Annotated in this window: 20 protein-coding genes; all 20 read right to left on the minus strand. The window is 68.6% G+C overall.

Annotation, left to right across the window (positions count from 1 at the left end):
- Nucleotides 1–602, minus strand: a 602-nt coding sequence (locus A9X05_RS12335; RefSeq protein WP_156736669.1) for a DUF222 domain-containing protein, incomplete at its 3' end; no start/stop codon positions are given.
- Between the two features lie 51 nt (nt 603–653).
- The gene (locus tag A9X05_RS12340) at nt 654–1,184 is read right to left on the minus strand and encodes a histidine phosphatase family protein (RefSeq protein ID WP_067758489.1); all 531 of its coding nucleotides are present in this window, start codon (nt 1,182–1,184) and stop codon (nt 654–656) included.
- Complete coding sequence (locus tag A9X05_RS12345; protein ID WP_067781650.1) at nt 1,181–1,957, minus strand: CbtA family protein; 777 nt, start codon at nt 1,955–1,957, stop codon at nt 1,181–1,183. The genes A9X05_RS12340 and A9X05_RS12345 overlap by 4 nt, the downstream gene beginning before the upstream one ends.
- Nucleotides 1,958–1,961: 4 nt before the next feature.
- Complete coding sequence (locus A9X05_RS12350) at nt 1,962–2,171, minus strand: CbtB-domain containing protein (RefSeq protein WP_067781653.1); 210 nt, start codon at nt 2,169–2,171, stop codon at nt 1,962–1,964.
- Between the two features lie 142 nt (nt 2,172–2,313).
- Complete coding sequence (locus A9X05_RS12355) at nt 2,314–2,694, minus strand: YbjQ family protein (protein ID WP_067758483.1); 381 nt, start codon at nt 2,692–2,694, stop codon at nt 2,314–2,316.
- Between the two features lie 72 nt (nt 2,695–2,766).
- Entirely contained in the window at nt 2,767–5,301 is a 2,535-nt protein-coding gene (clpC1, locus tag A9X05_RS12360; RefSeq protein WP_067754212.1) for an ATP-dependent protease ATP-binding subunit ClpC, read from the minus strand.
- 319 nt (nt 5,302–5,620) lie between these two features.
- Nucleotides 5,621–5,959 carry a histone-like nucleoid-structuring protein Lsr2 gene (gene lsr2, locus A9X05_RS12365; RefSeq protein WP_067754209.1) on the minus strand — a complete coding sequence of 113 codons (339 nt, stop codon included), beginning with the start codon at nt 5,957–5,959 and terminating at the stop codon, nt 5,621–5,623.
- Between the two features lie 124 nt (nt 5,960–6,083).
- Entirely contained in the window at nt 6,084–7,595 is a 1,512-nt protein-coding gene (gene lysS / locus A9X05_RS12370) for a lysine--tRNA ligase (RefSeq protein ID WP_067781656.1), read from the minus strand.
- A 121-nt stretch (nt 7,596–7,716) separates the two neighbouring features.
- Nucleotides 7,717–8,532 (minus strand): type III pantothenate kinase, encoded by an 816-nt coding sequence (locus A9X05_RS12375; protein WP_067781658.1) that lies wholly within the window; start codon nt 8,530–8,532, stop codon nt 7,717–7,719.
- A 2-nt stretch (nt 8,533–8,534) separates the two neighbouring features.
- Nucleotides 8,535–8,954 (minus strand): aspartate 1-decarboxylase, encoded by a 420-nt coding sequence (gene panD / locus A9X05_RS12380; protein ID WP_067758696.1) that lies wholly within the window; start codon nt 8,952–8,954, stop codon nt 8,535–8,537.
- Complete coding sequence (gene panC, locus A9X05_RS12385) at nt 8,954–9,892, minus strand: pantoate--beta-alanine ligase (protein ID WP_067758699.1); 939 nt, start codon at nt 9,890–9,892, stop codon at nt 8,954–8,956. The genes panD and panC overlap by 1 nt, the downstream gene beginning before the upstream one ends.
- Nucleotides 9,889–10,800 carry a Rossmann-like and DUF2520 domain-containing protein gene (locus A9X05_RS12390; RefSeq protein ID WP_067758702.1) on the minus strand — a complete coding sequence of 304 codons (912 nt, stop codon included), beginning with the start codon at nt 10,798–10,800 and terminating at the stop codon, nt 9,889–9,891. The genes panC and A9X05_RS12390 overlap by 4 nt, the downstream gene beginning before the upstream one ends.
- Before the next feature lie 127 nt (nt 10,801–10,927).
- On the minus strand, nt 10,928–12,310 hold the full coding sequence (locus A9X05_RS12395; protein WP_067781661.1) for a DUF6779 domain-containing protein: 1,383 nt from the start codon (nt 12,308–12,310) through the stop codon (nt 10,928–10,930).
- A gap of 86 nt (nt 12,311–12,396) precedes the next feature.
- Nucleotides 12,397–12,873 carry a DUF3180 domain-containing protein gene (locus A9X05_RS12400; protein WP_067781664.1) on the minus strand — a complete coding sequence of 159 codons (477 nt, stop codon included), beginning with the start codon at nt 12,871–12,873 and terminating at the stop codon, nt 12,397–12,399.
- On the minus strand, nt 12,873–13,421 hold the full coding sequence (folK, locus tag A9X05_RS12405) for a 2-amino-4-hydroxy-6-hydroxymethyldihydropteridine diphosphokinase (protein ID WP_067758711.1): 549 nt from the start codon (nt 13,419–13,421) through the stop codon (nt 12,873–12,875). Before folK ends, A9X05_RS12400 begins: the two co-directional genes overlap by 1 nt.
- Nucleotides 13,418–13,819, minus strand: coding sequence for a dihydroneopterin aldolase (gene folB / locus A9X05_RS12410; protein ID WP_067758713.1), 402 nt, complete (start codon nt 13,817–13,819; stop codon nt 13,418–13,420). The genes folK and folB overlap by 4 nt, the downstream gene beginning before the upstream one ends.
- Nucleotides 13,812–14,645 carry a dihydropteroate synthase gene (gene folP, locus A9X05_RS12415; RefSeq protein ID WP_067758818.1) on the minus strand — a complete coding sequence of 278 codons (834 nt, stop codon included), beginning with the start codon at nt 14,643–14,645 and terminating at the stop codon, nt 13,812–13,814. Before folP ends, folB begins: the two co-directional genes overlap by 8 nt.
- Nucleotides 14,646–14,664: 19 nt before the next feature.
- On the minus strand, nt 14,665–15,279 hold the full coding sequence (gene folE / locus A9X05_RS12420; RefSeq protein ID WP_067758715.1) for a GTP cyclohydrolase I FolE: 615 nt from the start codon (nt 15,277–15,279) through the stop codon (nt 14,665–14,667).
- A gap of 15 nt (nt 15,280–15,294) precedes the next feature.
- The gene (gene ftsH, locus A9X05_RS12425) at nt 15,295–17,694 is read right to left on the minus strand and encodes an ATP-dependent zinc metalloprotease FtsH (protein WP_067781667.1); all 2,400 of its coding nucleotides are present in this window, start codon (nt 17,692–17,694) and stop codon (nt 15,295–15,297) included.
- Nucleotides 17,695–17,958: 264 nt separating this feature from the next.
- The gene (locus A9X05_RS12430; protein WP_067781670.1) at nt 17,959–18,375 is read right to left on the minus strand and encodes a VOC family protein; all 417 of its coding nucleotides are present in this window, start codon (nt 18,373–18,375) and stop codon (nt 17,959–17,961) included.
- Nucleotides 18,376–18,421: the final 46 nt, after the last annotated feature.

Genomic DNA, 18,421 nt, shown 5'->3' on the forward strand with positions numbered 1-18,421 from the left:
GACGCTCCCTCGGCGCGGTCGTGCTTCCATTCGGCGATCAGCGCGTCACGATGGGACTGCAAGGCGGCGTCGAACGTGGCGGCGTCCAAGTGGGGCAGGGTGATCCGGTAGCAGGCGCCCTGCTCGCTGGAGGTCTTCCTCAACGAGGGCTCGAGCTCGCGCCGGGGTCCTGGGTCAGGACGCGGTTCGAGGCTGACCGCGGTGCGCAACTGGTGCACCGTGGCCACCCGCGCCAACTCCGCATAGTGCGCATCGGAGCCCGCACCCGCGCGTGCCGCGATGACGCCGACCTGATCCAGCGACAGCCGGCCCTCCCGCATTCCTTGGGCGCAGCGGGGGAACTCCTCGACCCGGCGCGCGACGGTGGCGATCGTGTGCGCGGTGGTCGAGGACAACCCCAGCTTCCAGGCCACCAACGCCGGCACCGACCGCGCGCCGGTCATGCCGCACAGCTCCTCACGCTCGATCTCGGCGACCAAATCCACGATGCGCCCATCGACGGCGTTGCGCTGACCGGCCAACTCCGCCAACTCCTCGAACAGCACCCCGAGACGGTCTTTGGGGCTCACCACCACGGAGTCGGACGATGCGGTCGAAGACATGAACCCATCATCGCAGCGGGGTACGACAAGTTTCGAAAACCCGATCCCCGCTCACAGCCGCAGCGTCCAACGGCCGTCGCGCAGGTGCATGACGGTACGACTGACGGTCGCAATGTCGATGCGCCAGAACGATTCCGGCGGTGCCGCCAGGGCGACCAGGATCGCCGCCCGGATGACCGCGGGATGCGTAACCGCCACGGTCGGCTGGTTCACCGACTTCAGCCATCCCGCCACCCGTTCGACCAGGGCGACGATCGACTCGCCACCGTGCGGCGCCCGGCCCGGGTCGGTCAGCCACGCCTCGAGGTCCCGCGGGTCGATTGTCTCCCGTGCTTGCCCGCGCCATGTCCCGCAATCGATGTCGGCCAACCGGGGCTCGACGCTGGCCGCCAGGCCCAGCAGCTCCGCGGTTTCACAGGCGCGCCGCTCGGGCGCGGCGAGGTGCGTCTTGGCTTTGAAGCCAACCTTTTTCACCTGCCCCCGTCCGACGTCGCTGAGCGGTTCGTCGAGCGGAAATCGCGCGGACGCCATGGCGTCGGTCATCGCGTGTGACACCATCGTCAGCCGCAGGACACCGGTCACGCGTTGATGCTCGGCGCGCGCTCCTCGAGCAACCGCCCGGCGAGCGTCGCGAACACCACGCCGACGGTCACCCACAGCACCAACTGCGCGGACAACGAGAGCAGCCTGAAGTCGTAGAGGACGTCGGCGGGAAAGCCCGGATAGACGATCGTGCCCGACGCGTCGCGCAGCGGCCCGGGGGTCTCGTCTATGTCCGGCAACGACATCGCCAGCACCGCGACCGCCGCGACGTAGCCGCCCGCGGCGAGCAGCCGCCCGTTCCACGCTCCGAGGCGGGCGGTCAGGAACCGCGCCAGCCACACGGCCGCGATGGTCAGCACCACCGAGGCCACCACCATGACCAGGTACCAGCCGGTGCGCTCCCCGATCGTGTCCGCCTGGCCCACCGCCGGCGGGTTGGGCGGATACTTCACGAACGGCACCAGGTAGACCGCGACGAAGGCGGCCGCCGCCAAAAGCAGCGAAAGCGCGCGTGGCCCAACGCTTGTCACACGCGCGGCGATCACACAGAACAGCACGCTGAACAGCGCGCCCAGCGCGACGCCGAAGATGAGCAATCCGAAGCCCAGCCCGGCGTTGGACTGCACCCCGCGGCTGAACAACTCGGCGCCGTGCTCGTGCACACCATGAGCGTTCTCCGCGTCGGCCCGGCCGTCCTCGAAGGCGATCGCGCGGCCGATCACCGGCTCGGCGCACAGGCGGGCGAAGGCGAACGCCAGCACCGCGCCGATTGCACCGGCCAGCAAGCCGCGCCCGATCAGACGCTTCTCCACGCGATCAGTGGCAGGGGAAGCCGAGCAGGTGCCGCGCGTCGTGCACGAACTCGTGCACGTGCGAATCGCTGCCGAACAGCGACACCGCGCCCTGGTCCACGCCGACGAAGTACAGCGCCAACAGGGCCAGGAAGGCGGTTGCCGCCAACCAGGCCGCGGCGCCGGCGGCCGACAAATCAACCGATCGGGTCCGGGTCGTCTCAAGGTTCGGCACGATCGACTCTCCTTCCGGGGGATAACCGCGTCCCCTCTGGTGACGACGGGCCATGGGTCTGACTATCGACAGTGGCGCGACCGTTCTGGAATTTCACCAGATTCCGTTGCCCGTCAGGACGAGAGTCAGTCTAAACCGCCGCTCACTGCTGTGGAGGCGGGGAGCCATAACCCAGCTGGCTGGCCGTGTATTTCGCGGCCTCGGTCAGCGGTGTCGCCTGGACCGCCGTGCCGTAGGCGCAGATCTCGGTCCACACGTCGCCGATTTCGGTCGTATCGAACCGCATCGCCACGATCGCGTTGCCGCCGCGATTGCGCGCCTCGGTGATCAGCCGCCCCATCGCCTCGTTCCGGCTCTCGGCCAGGTTCTTGGTCATGCCGGCCAGCTCGCCGCCGAACATCGCCTTGAATCCCGCGCCCATCTGGGAGAAGGCGTTTCGCGAACGGACGGTCAGCCCGAACACTTCGCCGCAGACCCGCTGGATCTCCCAGCCGGGCAGGTCGTTGGTGGTGACGATCAGCACTGGCTTGCCTCCTGGTCACAGCGAAAACGGGCGGTCAGTCCCGTGAGACTAACCGCCCGTTTCCGGTAATCGCTAGGGCGTTTCCGGCGCCGCGTGCGCCCCGGCCTTCGCCAGGTCCGGCTCGGCCGGCGGCTTGCGGGTGCCGGTGAAGGTGAACACCGCGTCCTCGCCGGCGCTCTCGCCGTCCCAGTTGTCCACGTCGACCGTGACGATCTGTCCCGGTCCGACTTCCTCGAACAGGATCTTCTCGGACAGCTGGTCCTCGATCTCGCGCTGGATGGTGCGCCGCAACGGGCGGGCACCCAGCACCGGGTCGAAGCCCCGCTTGGCCAGCAAGGCCTTGGCCTTGTCGGTCAACTCCATCGCCATGTCCTTGGCCTTGAGCTGCTTGCTGACCCGCTCGATCATCAGGTCGACCATGCGGATGATCTCGTCCTTGGTCAGCTGGTGGAACACGATGATGTCGTCGATGCGGTTGAGGAACTCCGGGCGGAAGTGCTTCTTCAGCTCGTCGTTGACCTTCTGCTTCATCCGCTCGTAGTTGTTCTCACCGCCACCCTGGGTGAAGCCCAGGCCGACAGGCTTGCTGATGTCGGACGTACCGAGGTTCGAGGTGAAGATCAGCACGGTGTTCTTGAAGTCGACCGTGCGGCCCTGACCGTCGGTGAGCCGGCCGTCCTCGAGGACCTGCAACAGGCTGTTGTAGATCTCCTGGTGCGCCTTCTCAATCTCGTCGAACAGCACCACCGAGAACGGCTTGCGCCGCACCTTCTCGGTGAGCTGGCCGCCCTCTTCGTAGCCGACGTATCCCGGCGGGGCACCGAAGAGCCGCGACGCGGTGAACCGGTCGTGGAACTCGCCCATGTCGATCTGGATGAGCGCGTCGTCGTCGCCGAACAGGAAGTTGGCCAGCGCCTTGGACAGCTCGGTCTTACCGACACCGGACGGGCCGGCGAAGATGAACGAACCCGACGGGCGCTTGGGGTCCTTCAACCCGGCGCGCGTGCGGCGGATGGCCTTCGAGACGGCCTTCACGGCGTCTTCCTGGCCGATGATCCGCTTGTGCAGCTCGTCCTCCATGCGCAGCAGGCGGGTGGTCTCGGCCTCGGTGAGCTTGAACACGGGGATGCCGGTCCAGTTGCCCAACACCTCCGCGATCTGCTCGTCGTCGACCTCGGCGACCACGTCGAGATCGCCTGAGCGCCACTGCTTTTCGCGCTCGGCCCGCTGGGCGACCAACTGCTTCTCCCGGTCGCGCAGGCTGGCGGCCTTCTCGAAGTCCTGGGCGTCGATCGCCGATTCCTTCTCGCGGCGGGCGTCGGCGATCTTCTCGTCGAACTCGCGCAGGTCTGGCGGCGCGGTCATCCGGCGGATCCGCATCCGGGCGCCCGCCTCGTCGATCAGGTCGATCGCCTTGTCCGGCAGGAACCGGTCGTTGATGTAGCGGTCGGCCAAAGTGGCGGCGGCCACCAGCGCGGAGTCGGTGATCGAGACCCGGTGGTGCGCCTCGTAGCGGTCGCGCAGCCCCTTGAGGATCTCGATGGTGTGCTCCACCGTCGGCTCCCCCACCTGCACGGGCTGGAAGCGGCGCTCCAGGGCGGCGTCCTTCTCGATGTACTTGCGGTACTCGTCGAGAGTCGTTGCACCGATCGTCTGCAGCTCACCGCGGGCCAGCTTGGGCTTCAGGATGCTGGCCGCATCGATCGCACCCTCGGCCGCGCCCGCGCCGACGAGCGTGTGCAGCTCGTCGATGAACAGGATGATGTCGCCGCGGGTGTTGATCTCCTTGAGCACCTTCTTCAGCCGCTCCTCGAAGTCACCGCGGTAGCGCGAGCCGGCCACCAACGAACCGAGGTCCAGGGTGTAGAGCTGCTTGTCCTTCAGCGTCTCGGGAACCTGGCCGTGCACGATGGCCTGCGCGAGGCCCTCGACGACGGCGGTCTTGCCGACGCCGGGCTCGCCGATCAGCACCGGGTTGTTCTTGGTGCGCCGGCTCAGGACCTGCATGACGCGCTCGATTTCCTTCTCGCGGCCGATGACCGGGTCGAGCTTGCCCTCCATCGCGGCGGCCGTCAGGTTGCGCCCGAACTGGTCGAGCACCAACGAGGTGGACGGGCTGCCCGACTCGCCGCCACGGCCGCCGGTGCCGGCCTCCGCGGCCTCCTTGCCCTGGTAGCCACTGAGCAGCTGGATGACCTGCTGGCGCACCCGCGTCAGCTCGGCGCCCAGCTTGACCAACACCTGGGCGGCGACGCCCTCACCCTCGCGGATGAGTCCGAGGAGGATGTGCTCGGTACCGATGTAGTTGTGGCCGAGCTGCAGCGCCTCCCGCAGGCTCAGCTCGAGAACCTTCTTGGCGCGCGGGGTGAACGGGATGTGCCCCGACGGCGCCTGCTGGCCCTGGCCGATGATCTCCTCGACCTGGCTGCGAACGCCTTCCAGCGAGATCCCGAGCGACTCCAGCGACTTCGCCGCGACGCCCTCGCCCTCGTGAATCAGACCCAACAGGATGTGCTCGGTGCCGATGTAGTTGTGGTTGAGCATCCGGGCCTCTTCTTGCGCCAGGACGACGACCCTGCGGGCACGGTCGGTAAATCGTTCAAACATCGGTGGTTACCTGCTCTCCCTCACCATCGGTACTTGGCCTCTGTGTGGCCCACCCGGTCCCCGTCGGGGCCGGAATCTCATACCTGCCATCCACTGTAATGGTCGGCCTGCCAGGGGGCATAACCTTGCGGTTCCTTGCTGTTCAAGACCCGCCGGGCCCGTATCGGGCGAACTCCCCTGTCATTACAGCGCCGTAACCGAACCAACGTGGCCGGGTGCCAATTCGTTTCCCGCACTCTCGGACGATTCTTTCGCCGCCAGCGAAATGACAAACCGGCGCCCGGGCCGCTGCGGTCCGGGGCGCCGGTTAAGAGGTTTGTCAGGTTGCCGCGTGAAACGCGTCGATGACGTCGGCCGGGATGCGGCCGCGCGTCGAGACGTTGTGGCCGTTGCGGCGGGCCCACTCACGGATCGCCGCGCTCTGCTCGCGGTCGATCGCGCCGCGGCCGCGACCCGAGCTGGACCGCCCACGCCGTCGACCGCCGACCCGGCGTCCGGCTTCCACCCACTGCTTCAGGTCGTTGCGGAGTTTTGCCGCATTCTTGGACGAAAGGTCAATCTCATAGGTCACCCCGTCAAGGCCGAATTCGACCGTTTCGTCGGCTGCGCCGGCACCGTCGAAATCATCGACCAAGGTGACGGTCACTTTTTTCGCCATTAGCTTATCCTCGCATTTCGTCCTGAGCAGTTGCTGAGCAGTTTGGGTGAGCCTCCCCGGGTCACCAATCTGCCATAACAAGGCAGCATACTCAATCCGGCCGCAAGGCGCACAGTTGCGTTTTTCATGTGGAGTGCGGCCGAACAATCGGGAACAAAACTGTCTCGCGAATTGACAGCCCAGTCAAAGTCATCAACAACCGATCGATACCCATTCCCGTTCCCGTGCACGGCGGCATCGCATACTCGAGGGCGGCAAGAAAGTCTTCGTCTAGCACCATGGCCTCGTCGTCGCCCGCCGCGGCCGCGCGGGCTTGGGCGGCGAATCTTTCCCGCTGAATGACGGGGTCGTTCAGCTCGGAATACCCGGTGGCCAATTCGACCCCGCGCACGTAGAGGTCCCACTTCTCGGTCACACCGGGGATGCTGCGGTGCTGACGCGTCAAAGGCGTTGTCTCCACGGGGAAGTCCCGCACGAAGGTGGGCGCCGTCAGCGTGTTTCCGACCGAGTGCTCCCAGAGTTCCTCGACGAGCTTGCCGTGCCCGTAGCCCCGGTCTCGGGGAATCTCGACCCCCAGCCGATCCGCGATGGCCCACAACCGCTCCGCCGGGGTCTCGGGGGTGATCTCCTCGCCGAGCGCCGCGGACAGCGACGGGTACATTTGAATCGACGCCCATTCGCCGTCTATGTCGTAGACACTCCCGTCGGGCAGCGGCAGTTGTCGGGTTCCGATCGCCTCATCAGCGACCTCTTGAATAAGCTCGCGCGTGACGACTGCCGAATCGTCATAGGTTCCGTAGGCCTGGTAGGTCTCGAGCATCGAGAATTCGGGAGAATGCGTCGAATCCGCGCCCTCGTTTCGGAACACTCGATTTACTTCGAAGACCTTGTCGAAACCACCGACGATGCAGCGCTTGAGGAACAGTTCCGGTGCGATCCGCAGGTACAGATCGATGTCCAGAGCATTGGAATGCGTCACGAACGGCCGCGCCGCCGCGCCGCCCGCCAGCGTCTGCAACATAGGCGTCTCGACTTCGAGAAACCCGCGCCGTTCGAGCGAGTTGCGGATCGCGCGGACCACGGCGATTCGCTGCCGCGCCACCGTGCGGGCCTGGGGGCGGACGATCAGGTCGACGTAGCGCTGCCGCACCCGCGCCTCTTCGCTCATCTCCTTATGGGCCACCGGCAGCGGCCGCAACGACTTGGCCGCCATCTGCCAGGAATCGGCGAGCACGGACAATTCGCCGCGCCGTGAGCTGATCACATTGCCGTGCACGTAGACGATGTCGCCGAGGTCGACGTCGGCCTTCCACGCGTCCAGGGATTCGGAGCCCACCTTGTCGAGGCTGAGCATCACCTGGAGCGTGGTGCCGTCACCCTCCTGGAGCGTCGCGAAGCACAATTTCCCCGAGTTGCGCGCGAAGATCACCCGGCCCGCGATGCCGACGACGTCGTCGGTAGCGGTATCGACCGGCAGGTCGGGATGGTCGGCGCGCACCTGCGCCAGGGTGTGGGTGCGTTCGATGGCGACCGGATAGGGCTCCCGGCCCTCCGCCAACAAGCGAGCGCGCTTGTCCCGGCGGATGCGGAACTGCTCGGGCAGGTCTGCTGCTGCATCCTCGCTGGCGTCACTCACGACGTGCCAGCTTAAATGACCTCGCGGGGCGGCTCTTACCGGCGGCCCGCCGAGATTGCCGTCACGGTCGTTGTTCCGGTCGCGACCACGACCACTGGGGCAATCTCGTCGCCGGGGATACTCAGCGCGCGGTCTTCAGCCGGCCCCGCTGGGCGTCCCGGTTGCGTTCGAAGACCAGCCGCAGCCCGTGCAGGGTCAGATGCTGGTCGTAATGGCTGGGCGTCTGCAGTTCGGGCAGCAGCAGCGGAGCCGTGTGCCCCGTCGCCACCACCGCGACGTCGTCACCGGCGAAGCCCTCGACGTCCTCGCGAATCCGTCCGACCAGGCCGTCGACCAGCCCGGCGAAGCCGAATACCGCTCCGGCCTGCATGCATTCGACGGTGTTCTTGCCCACCACCGAACGGGGACGGGACAGCTCCACCCGGCGCAGCGCGGCGGAGCGGGCCGCCGCCGCATCCGAGGAGACCTGCACGCCGGGCGCGATCGCGCCGCCGAGGAATTCGCCCTTGGCCGACACGACGTCCACACAGATCGAGGAGCCGAAGTCGATGACGATCGCGGCGCTTTGAAACCGGTGAAAGGCCGCCAGGCAGTTGACGATTCGGTCGGCACCCACTTCTTTCGGGTTGTCGACCAAGAGCGGGATGCCGGTGCGCACGCCGGGCTCGATCAGCACGTGCGGCACCGACGGCCAGTACTGGTCCAGCATGATCCGAACCTCGTGCAGCACCGACGGCACGGTGGACAGGGCGGCGGCGCCGGTGAGTCGCTCGGAGTCGTCGCCGATCAGGCCGTCGATGGTCAGGGCCAGCTCGTCCGCGGTGACCTCGGACTCGGTGCGGATCCGCCACTGCTGCACGACCTTTGCGTGCTCTTTGGATCCGGAGATCAGCCCCACGACGGTGTGGGTGTTACGGACGTCGATCGCCAGCAGCACGGCTACCGCACAGTGATTCGGGGGTCGAGAAGCTCGGCCGCATCCGCGGGAACGAACGCCGGATCGTGTCCCAGGTCGATGGGCCTGTTGTCCGCGTCGACGAACACGATTCGCGGCTGGTAGGAGCGCGCCTCCGCGTCTTCCATCGTCCCGTACGCGATCAGGATCACCAGATCACCCGGGTGCACGAGATGGGCGGCGGCGCCGTTGATCCCGATCACTCCACTGCCGCGCTCGCCGGTGATCGCATAGGTGACCAGGCGGGCGCCGTTGTCGATGTCCACGATGGTCACCTGCTCGCCCTCCAGCAGATCAGCGGCGTCCATCAGATCGGCGTCGATGGTCACCGAGCCGACGTAGTGCAAATCGGCCTGCGTCACGGTGGCGCGGTGAATCTTCGACTTGAGCATGGTCCGTAACATCAATTCCTCCAAGATGATTCACGGGGGTCCCGATATCCGTCCGGCCCAACGGGTGCCGGCGAAGTTTCGATCTCGATCGCGATGTTGTCCAGCAGCCGGGTGCTGCCCAGCCGGACGGCCACGAGCAGCCGCCCGGATCGGTTGGCCCGCAACGGGCCCAGCTCCGGATCACGCAACTCGAGGTAGTCGACCGTGAGCTCGGGCACCGCCTCGAGCACCGCGCGTGCCGCGTCCAGCGCGGCCTGCGGTCCGGCGTCCGCGGCATGGGCCCCCGCGGTCAATGCCGCCGACACCGCCACGGCCGCCTCGCGTTGCACCGGATCGAGGTAGCGGTTACGTGACGACATGGCCAGCCCGTCGGCCTCGCGGATGGTCGGCACGCCCACCACGGCGACGTCGATGTTCAGGTCGGTGACCATCTGCCGGATGAGCACCAGCTGCTGATAGTCCTTCTCGCCGAAGAACACTCGATCGGGGCGCACGATCTGCAGCAGCTTGCACACGACTGTCAGTACGCCGGCGAAGTGGGTCGGTCGCTGGCCACCTTCGAGGTCGGCGGCCAGCGGACCGGGCTGCACGGTGGTGCGCAGGCCGTCGGGGTACATCTCAGCGGCCGTTGGCGCGAACACGATTTCGACGCCTTCGCCCCGCAGGAGCGCCACGTCGTCGTCGAGGGTCCGGGGGTAGGCGTCCAGGTCTTCCCCGGCGCCGAACTGGAGCGGGTTGACGAAGATCGACACCGCGACCACCGAGCCGGGCACCCGCTTGGCGGCGCGCACCAAAGCGAGGTGGCCGTCGTGCAGGGCGCCCATGGTGGGCACCAGCATCACCCGGCGGCCGGTGTGGCGCAGCGCGCGGGAGACGTCGGTGACGTCGCGCGGGCGCGAGTAAACGTTGAGTTCGCCGGCCTTGAAGGCGGGCGGTTTGCCCGCTCTCATCCCGCCAGCACCTCGAGGACGTCGGCGGGAGCGTGGGCGCGCCGGGCGGTCCGCAGGGCGTTCACCCGGTACGCCTGCGCGAGTTCCGGGTCGGCCTGGTTCAACGCGGCCAGGTGCCCGGCGACCGCGGCCGCGTCACCGCGTGCGACCGGGCCGGTGAGCGCGGCCTGCCCGCGTTGCAGGGTGTTCTCCAGCGCCGCCCGCGCCAGCGGCCCGACGATGCGTTCGGCGATGCCGCCCGGCTGGTCGTCGACGGACTGTTGCCCGAGCAGTTCGCTGCCACGCAGCGCGGCCCGCAGCGCCTCGAGCGCGTCGGCGAGGACCGTCACCAGGTGGTTGCTCGCGTGCGCCAGCGCGGCGTGGTAGAGCACCCGCGCTTCCTCAGGCACGGAGAACGGCTCGCCGCCCATCTCGAGGACGAGCGACTGCCCGATCGCGTACCCCACCTCGTCGGCGGCGGTGATGCCGAAGCAGGTGTCCGCCAGCCGGTTGATGTCCTCATCGGAGCCGGTGAACGTCATCGCCGGGTGAATCGCCAGCGGGATGCAACCGTCCTGGGCCAGCGGCGCGAGAATGCCGACCCCGTTGGCGCCGGAGGTGTGGGCGACGATCGTGCCCGGCCGCACCGACGACGTCGCGGCCAAGCCGGACACCAGGCCGGCCAGCTCGCTGTCGGGAACGGCCAGCAACAGCAGCTCGGCGCCGGCCGCCACGTCCGGCGGCGACGCCACCGGGGTGTCGGGCAGTCGACGCTGCGCCCGCTGGCGCGACGCGTGGGAGATGGCGCTGCAGGCGACCACGACATGGTCGGCGCGCTCCAGCGCGACACCGAGCGCGGTGCCCACCCGGCCGGCCGAGATGACTCCCACCTTGAGCCTGGCCGGGCGCAAACCGTCGAACTGCACCATCGCAGACGACCTCACAGATTTCTTTCGTTCGTTCCGGTCCCACCTCGTGGGTACCGTTCGGTCACTAAAACTCTAGTCGATCAGCGGGCCCCGACCAATGAAAGCCCCGTGTGAGGAAGCTCCCAGCTCAGCCGTCGCGGCGCCGCCGCCGGCCGCCCTCGGACGGCTGGACCTGCAGCCGGGCCAGCAACTCCGCAACCGACTGACCGCCGGTCGGGGGGCCTTCGCCCGGCCCGTCCGGGGCCTGCGCCAGCGGGTCCGCGCCGCCATGGCGGGGGGCGTGCTCCGGCGGTGGCGGCGGGGCGAGCCGCGGCGGTGGTGGTGGCTCCCCGTCGGTGTGGGGTGACGGTGAATGCGGCGGCGCTGGAGGCGGGGGCGTGGCCGCCGCGGGAATGGGGCCGGACGCGAACGCGGGCTCGCTCGGGGGCGCGAAGCCGGGGGCGCCGTAGTCGCGGTACTCGGCCGAGTGGCGCGACCGCGCCCGGCGACCCGGCTCGCCGAACGGCGGCGGCGCCGGCTCGTCGCGGGGGGCGGCCCATGCCTGGTCCGGCTCGGAGTGGCGGGCGCGTCGCCGCCGGCCCGACGTCTCCTCGCCCGGCGGGGCGGACTCATCGGCACCGGCCCAGTTGCTTCCCGGCGCGCCGGGCGGCAACCACAGCCCCGACGCACCCACCGGCTGCCAGCCTTGCACCTGCGGCTCCGGCTGCGGCGCCGGCGGCTGCTGACGCGGTTCGAAGCGCGGCTCGGGCTCGGGCGGTGCGGCGCTGTACGACGGCTGCGGTGGGGCCGGCGGTGGCGGCTCCTGCGGCGGTTCGTACTGGTAGGGGACCCGGTCGCGGCGGGGCGGCGGCGGGCTCTGGGGCTGCCGGGGCGGCAACAGCGGTTCCTCGGGCACGTCGATGATCGCCGTCTCGTCGGCGCGGCCCGCCGGGTTGTCCTGGGGGACCGAGCTGACCCGATCGCTGGCGACCCAGTCGTAGGGCGCGTCACGCGGGGTCTCGCCGTTGCGGTCCCACTCGCTGTACGCGCGTTCGGGGGCCGCCTCCGCTTCGGGCGTCTCGAGGGCCGGCCGCTGGGCGAGGTCGGTGTCGAACAGGATCTCCAGGCTGGTGCGCAGCGCGCTCAATTCCGCGCGCAGCTCGGCCAGGTCGTCGGCGGCTTGTGCGCGCAGCTCGGATGCCAGCTCGCGACGCAGCTGGGACTCGACGGTCAGCTCGTACTCGCGCCGGGCGGAGATCTCCCGATCCAGCTGCAAGTCGTACACCAGCTTCAGGTCGCGGACGCGGGATTGATCCGCATCGCTCTGACGGCGGTACAGCACCGAGACGAACGCGCCGGCGACTGCGGCCCACAGGGCCAGGATTACAGCGAGCTTGAGGAGTTCCACCCGATTGGTGAAAACCAAAGCGGAACTGGCCCCCATCGCAAGGACCAGCAACGCGGTCAAGAGCACCCACCCCGGCCTGCGGCCGCCGCGCCGAACCCGGGCGCCGCGGGACAGAACGGTCATGGCCTGACTGTACCTGCGCGAGGTCAATCCGCGTGTCGCCCTACTCCGGCGATTCTCACGCTGTTGTTACCCGGGTCACAGGGGGGCTAGTTTTCGGCACCCTCGCCGTGCTCGGTCTGGTCCGGTGGCGACTTGCAGCAATGCTGCAGCCACAGCGCGGCGAGGAGCAGCGCCAGCGCGCTGACGGCGGCGACCACGGCGCCGGTGGTGTCCTCGGCGGCCGCCCGCAACCAGGATCGTCGCGGCAGGAAATACACCAGGATCCCGGCCCACCAGCCCAACATCAGCGCGCCCACCCAGGCCGACGCCTTGGCGACCATCAGGCTGCGGGCCACCGCCAGCGGGTGCAGCCAGCCGGGGCCGACCCCGATTTCGCTGTCGTTGATTTTGGTCCGCACGTAGCGCGCCCACAGGGCTTCGCCGACGGCGACGGCCAGCAACGACAGACCGGTCCACACCGTGATCGGCGGAAACAATCGGTAGAGGCCGTTGACCAGCAAATAACCAACCACCGCCGCGGCTACCACCGCGGCCGTCAGGTCACGTTTCCTGGTCGGCCCCATCAGCCTTCCGGACTCCGGTCTGCCGGGTCCGTGCCCGGCCGGTGCAGCTTGAGGTCGGTCAACCGGACGCTTTCCCGGTCCGCGGGGTCCAGCTGGGCCAGCAGGCCCGAGACGGGCTGAGCGTCCCCGGCGACGGTCAGCTGGGCATCGGGGTCGATGGCGAGCCAGGGGATCATCACGAAGGCACGCAGGTGGGCCAATGGGTGCGGCAACGTCAGATTGTTCTCGCGGGAGATCACCTCCGCCTCGCCGTAGCAAGCGATCAGGTCGACGTCGAGGGTGCGCGGGCCCCAGCGCTCGCCGCGCACCCGGCCGGCAGCCCGCTCGAACTCCTGCGCCCGGCGCAACCAGCACTGGCCGTCGCAGGCCGGGTCGTTGGCGATCAGCACCGCATTGAGAAACGGCGCCTGGTCGACGCGGCCCCACGGGTCGGTCTCGTAGACCGGGGAGACCGCGAGCACCGTCTCGCCCAGCCCGTCGACGACGGACTGCAACCGGGCCAGGCGGTCGCCCAGGTTGGAGCCGATGGAGAGGACCACCCAAGTCATAGGCGCCGCTCCGCCGGGATCACCGAACCGCGGCCGCCGCGCCGAGACCGGCGCACCACCACCGCGACGTCGGCGAACTGCTGCGTGATCGGAGCCTGCGGCTTGTGCACCACCACCTCGACGGCATGCACGCGGTCGTCCTGCATCACCCGATCGGCGATCTCACCCCCGACCGCTTCGATCAGGTTGCGCGGCGGCCCGGCCACGATGTCGGCCGCCAGCTGGGCCAGCCGGCCGTAGTCGTAGGTGTCGGCCAGCTCGTCGCTGGCGGCGGCGTCCGCGAGGTCGATCCACACGGTCATATCGATGACGAAATCCTGCCCGTCGGCGCGCTCGTGCTCGAAAACCCCGTGTCGCCCACGAATCGTCAACCCCCGCAATTCGATTCGATCAGCCATCGTCTCCAGCCAGCTCGGTCTGCTGCGATTCGGTCTGCGCCCAGGCCCCGACCACCTTGAGGGCATCGGCCGTGGCCCGCACGTCGTGCACACGAACACCCCACGCCCCGTACAGCGCTGCCAACGCGGAGATCACCGCTGTCGCTGTCTCGCGGCCGGCGGGCGGTCGCGGCGAGCCATCCGGCCCGGCTAACAACGTACCGAGGAACCTTTTACGGGATGCACCCAGCAGCACGGGGATTCCGGTGGCCACCAACTGCGGCAACGCGCGAAGCAGCGCCCAATTGTGTTGAGCCGTCTTGGCGAACCCGAGTCCCGGGTCGATCACCAGCTTGGCGGGGTCTACACCGGCCGCCACCGCGTCGTCGACGCTGGCGAGCAGCTCGGCGCGCACTTCGGCAACCACGTCGTCGTAGTGCGGAGCCGCATGCGGGCGCTCGGCGGACACCGAACGCCAGTGCATCAGCACCCAGGGCACGCCGGCCTCGGCCAGCAGCGGAGCCATCGCGGGATCGGCACGCCCGCCCGACACGTCGTTGACGATCCGCGCGCCGTTCTGCAGCGCCGCGCGCGCGACATCAGCGTGCATGGTGTCTATGCTTACCGTTATTCCCTCTGCCACAAGCTCTTTGACGACGGGAATCACGCGAGAGGTCTCGATCTGGGAGTCGATCCGCGTGGCGCCGGGCCGAGTTGACTCGCCTCCGACGTCGACGATGTCGGCGCCCTCGGCGGCCAACGCCACCCCATGCGCCACGGCGTTGCCGGTGTCGAGATAGCGGCCGCCATCGGAGAACGAGTCGTCAGTGACGTTCAGGACTCCCATCACCCGCACAGGCGCCGGCTCACTTACGCAAAATGAGGTCGAGCGCTTCGGCTCGAGAAGCGGCGTTGGATTTGAACTGCCCGCGCACCGCCGAGGTGGTGGTAACGGCGCCGGGCTTGCGAACGCCGCGCATGGCCATGCACAGGTGCTCGGCCTCGATCACGACGATCACCCCGCGCGGATTGAGCTTCGTCATCAGGGCGTCGGCGATCTGGCTGGTCAGCCGTTCCTGCACCTGCGGGCGCTTCGCGTAAAGGTCGACCAGCCGCGCGATTTTGGACAGCCCGGTGACGCGCCCGTCGGCCCCTGGGATGTACCCGACATGGGCGACACCGTGGAACGACACAAGATGGTGTTCGCAGGTGGAGTACAGCGGGATCTCCTTGACCAGCACCAGTTCGTCGTGCTCCTCGTCGAACATGGTGTTCAGCACGCTGTCGGGGTCGGTGTAGAGCCCGGCGAACATCTCTTGGTAGGCACGGGCGACGCGGGCCGGCGTCTCACGCAGGCCGTGCCGGTCCGGGTCCTCGCCGATGGCGTACAACAACTCTCGGACTGCGGCCTCGGCGCGCTCCTGGTCGAACACCCGAGTTGAGGGGGTGGCGGTGTCCGGGCCCAAACCGGTTACTGCCATCGAATCCTCCGTTCGTCAGCCGTGAGCCGGCGGATTGGACCGGCTCACGTCGTCGTCCTGCTGGTCGGGAGACCTTGCGCCGTCCGGGTCGGGCAGACTCGGCGGCGGGTAGGGCGGATACGGCGGGTAGGGGGGCTGCGCCTGCCCTTGCTGACCGGGGTGGGTCTGCTGGCCCGGGTGCCCGTGCTGGCCGGGATAACCCGGGTAGTGCCCCGCCGGCTGCGGCCAGTACGGCTGTTGCGGGGCCTGCGGCGGCGGATACCAGTAATTCGGCTGCTGGTCCTGCGGCGGCCATCCCGGTGCGTGCCAGCCCGCCGGCGCACCGTAGTCGGGCTGGGTGGGTGCATGCGGCGCGCCCGGACGGTGGCCGGATGCCTGAGAACCATTGCCGCCGTTGTTGTTTCGGTCCGCATCCGCCCCCGCGGCCGCGGCGGCCTGGCTGGCGCGCGCGATGGCCGCCTTGAACGCCGGCTCGGGGACCGGCGGCGGCCACGGCTCGCCGCGCTCCATCGCCAGCTCGCCGGGCGTCTTGATCGGCGGTTTGTCCGACGGGATGCGGCCGCCGAAATCGTCGAACATGGTGAGCCGGGGCCGCTTTTCGACGTCGGCGAAGATGCCCTCCAGCTCGGCCCGGTGCAGCGTCTCCTTTTCCAGGAGCTCGCCGGCCAGTGTGTCGAGCACGTCGCGGTATTCGGTGAGGATCTCCCACGCCTCGGTGTGAGCCGCCTCGATCAGCTTGCGGATCTCGTCGTCGATGTCGCGGGCGACCTCGTGAGAGTAGTCGGCCTGCGTTCCCATGGTGCGGCCCAGGAAGGGGTCACCGTGTTCGGTGCCGTACTTGACCGCGCCCAGCTTGGAACTCATCCCGAATTCGGTGACCATCGCGCGGGCCACCTTGGTGGCCTGCTCGATGTCGGACACCGCGCCCGTCGTCGGCTCCCGGAACACCAGTTCCTCGGCGGCGCGTCCGCCCATCGCGAACACCAGTTGCGCGATCATCTCCGAGCGGGTCCGCAGACCCTTGTCTTCCTCGGGCACCGCGACCGCGTGGCCGCCGGTCCGGCCGCGCGCCAGGATGGTCACCTTGTAGATCGGCTCGATGTCCGGCATCGCCCAGGCGGCCAGGGTGTGCCCGCCCTCGTGGTAGGCGGTGATCTTCTTTTCCTGCTCGCTGATGATGCGGCCCTTGCGGCGCGGGCCGCCGATCACCCGGTCCACCGCCTCTTCGAGCGCGGCGCTGGTGATGACGGTGCCGTTCTCCCGGGCGGTCAGCAGCGCCGCCTCGTTGATGACGTTGGCCAGGTCGGCGCCGGTCATGCCGACGGTGCGTTTGGCCAGCCCGGCGAGGTCGGCGTCGGGGCCGATCGGCTTGCCCTTCGAGTGCACCTCGAGCACCGCTTTGCGGCCCGCCAGATCCGGGTTGGACACCGGAATCTGCCGGTCGAAGCGGCCGGGCCGCAGCAGCGCGGGGTCCAGGATGTCGGGCCGGTTGGTGGCCGCGATGAGGATGACGCCGGCGCGTGGGTCGAAGCCGTCCATCTCGACCAGCAGCTGGTTCAGCGTCTGCTCGCGTTCGTCGTGGCCGCCGCCCAGGCCGGCACCGCGCTGTCGGCCCACCGCGTCGATCTCGTCGACGAAGATGATGCACGGGTTGTTCTGCTTGGCCTGTTCGAACAGGTCGCGCACCCGCGATGCGCCGACGCCGACGAACATCTCGACGAAGTCGGAGCCGGAGATGGTGAAGAACGGGACTCCGGCCTCGCCGGCCACCGCGCGTGCCAGCAGCGTCTTACCGGTTCCCGGCGGGCCGTAGAGCAACACGCCCTTGGGGATCTTGGCGCCCAGCGCCTGATAGCGGCCGGGGTTCTGCAGGAAGTCCTTGATTTCGTACAGCTCTTCGACCGCCTCGTCGACGCCAGCGACGTCGGCGAACGTGGTCTTGGGCATGTCCTTGTTGAGCAGCTTCGCCCGTGATTTGCCGAACCCGAAGCCCATTCGGGCACCGCCCTGCATGCGGGAGAACATCACGAACAGGCCCACCAGCAACAGCAGCGGCAACACGTAGACGAGCAGCTCGCCCAGGATGCTGCCCTGGTTGACGACCGTGCTGACCTTCGCGTTCTTCGCGCTCAGCGCGTTGAACAGGTCGACCGCGTACCCGCTCGGGTATTTGGTGATGACCTTGTCGGAATTGTCGGTGTCGTTGTTGCCCTTTTTCAGGGTCAGCCGCAGCTGCTGCTCGCGGTCGTCGATCTGCGCGCTCTTGACGTTGTCGCCGTTGATCTGCGCCACCGCCACCGACGTGTCGACGGGCTTATAGCCGCGGGTGTCGTCGCTGAAATAGAAGAACGACCAACCGAGGAGCACCACGACGGCAATCGCCGTGATGGTGCGGATAACGTTTTTCCGGTTCATCAATCATCGGCCTTGCTGGCCAGGTCCTTCCCCGATATACACGCAGCTGGAAAAGTCCAGGTTACCGCTAGTGGCGATCGCGAGTCCCGGCAGAGCCGGGGGGCTGCGGGTCGCCACCATCTGCACAGTGGCGATCGCGAGTCCCGGCAGAGCCGGGGCGCTGCGGGTCGCCACCATTCTCTGGATACAACGACGACGGGTTCCCGACCAGCCGGGCGGTGGCGCGCGGGTTCCCGACCGGCCGGGCGAACGGCGGGCGTTTCGTCATTCGTAATAGCGAGCCTCGATCACGTTGCCGTCCGGATCGGCGAAGTAGTAAGCCTGCGGCGCCCAGCCCTGGGCGCCGAAGTTGGGGCCCAACCGCGCGCTGGTGTCCACGCCCTCCGCTCGCAGACGCTGGTCCAACGCGTCGTATTCGGACTTCGATAGCGCAAGGCACACGTGATTCACCGGGTGGCCGGCGCTGCCGTCCGTCCGCGTCAGCGCCTCGGTGCCAGCGATACTGGCGATCGGCGACAGGTCGATGATGGCGTCCTCACACACCCGAACACTCGGGAACGGAGCGTCACCGGCCTCGAACTCGGCAAACCGGACCGGCGCCAACCCGACCACCCTCGTATAGAAATCCATCGACGCGCGCGGATCTCTCGTCCAGAGGACGACGTGGTCGAGCCGCTTCATGCGGGGTCCACCTGCTTCCACTGAAATGCGAGTGCCTCATGGCGAT

It is taken from the genome of Mycobacterium sp. E3298 (assembly GCF_001666895.1).
GTDB lineage: Bacteria > Actinomycetota > Actinomycetes > Mycobacteriales > Mycobacteriaceae > Mycobacterium.

Excerpts from the sequence above, each read along its gene's own strand:
- clpC1 (WP_067754212.1), bottom strand. The coding sequence starts at position 5,301 with ATGTTTGAACGATTTACCGACCGTGCCCGCAGGGTCGTCGTCCTGGCG.
- lsr2 (WP_067754209.1), bottom strand. The coding sequence starts at position 5,959 with ATGGCGAAAAAAGTGACCGTCACCTTGGTCGATGATTTCGACGGTGCC.
- panD (WP_067758696.1), bottom strand. The coding sequence starts at position 8,954 with ATGTTACGGACCATGCTCAAGTCGAAGATTCACCGCGCCACCGTGACG.
- panC (WP_067758699.1), bottom strand. The coding sequence starts at position 9,892 with ATGAGAGCGGGCAAACCGCCCGCCTTCAAGGCCGGCGAACTCAACGTT.
- A9X05_RS12390 (WP_067758702.1), bottom strand. The coding sequence starts at position 10,800 with ATGGTGCAGTTCGACGGTTTGCGCCCGGCCAGGCTCAAGGTGGGAGTC.
- A9X05_RS12395 (WP_067781661.1), bottom strand. The coding sequence starts at position 12,310 with ATGACCGTTCTGTCCCGCGGCGCCCGGGTTCGGCGCGGCGGCCGCAGG.
- A9X05_RS12400 (WP_067781664.1), bottom strand. The coding sequence starts at position 12,873 with ATGGGGCCGACCAGGAAACGTGACCTGACGGCCGCGGTGGTAGCCGCG.
- folK (WP_067758711.1), bottom strand. The coding sequence starts at position 13,421 with ATGACTTGGGTGGTCCTCTCCATCGGCTCCAACCTGGGCGACCGCCTG.
- folB (WP_067758713.1), bottom strand. The coding sequence starts at position 13,819 with ATGGCTGATCGAATCGAATTGCGGGGGTTGACGATTCGTGGGCGACAC.
- folP (WP_067758818.1), bottom strand. The coding sequence starts at position 14,645 with ATGGGAGTCCTGAACGTCACTGACGACTCGTTCTCCGATGGCGGCCGC.
- folE (WP_067758715.1), bottom strand. The coding sequence starts at position 15,279 with ATGGCAGTAACCGGTTTGGGCCCGGACACCGCCACCCCCTCAACTCGG.
- ftsH (WP_067781667.1), bottom strand. The coding sequence starts at position 17,694 with ATGAACCGGAAAAACGTTATCCGCACCATCACGGCGATTGCCGTCGTG.
- A9X05_RS12430 (WP_067781670.1), bottom strand. The coding sequence starts at position 18,375 with ATGAAGCGGCTCGACCACGTCGTCCTCTGGACGAGAGATCCGCGCGCG.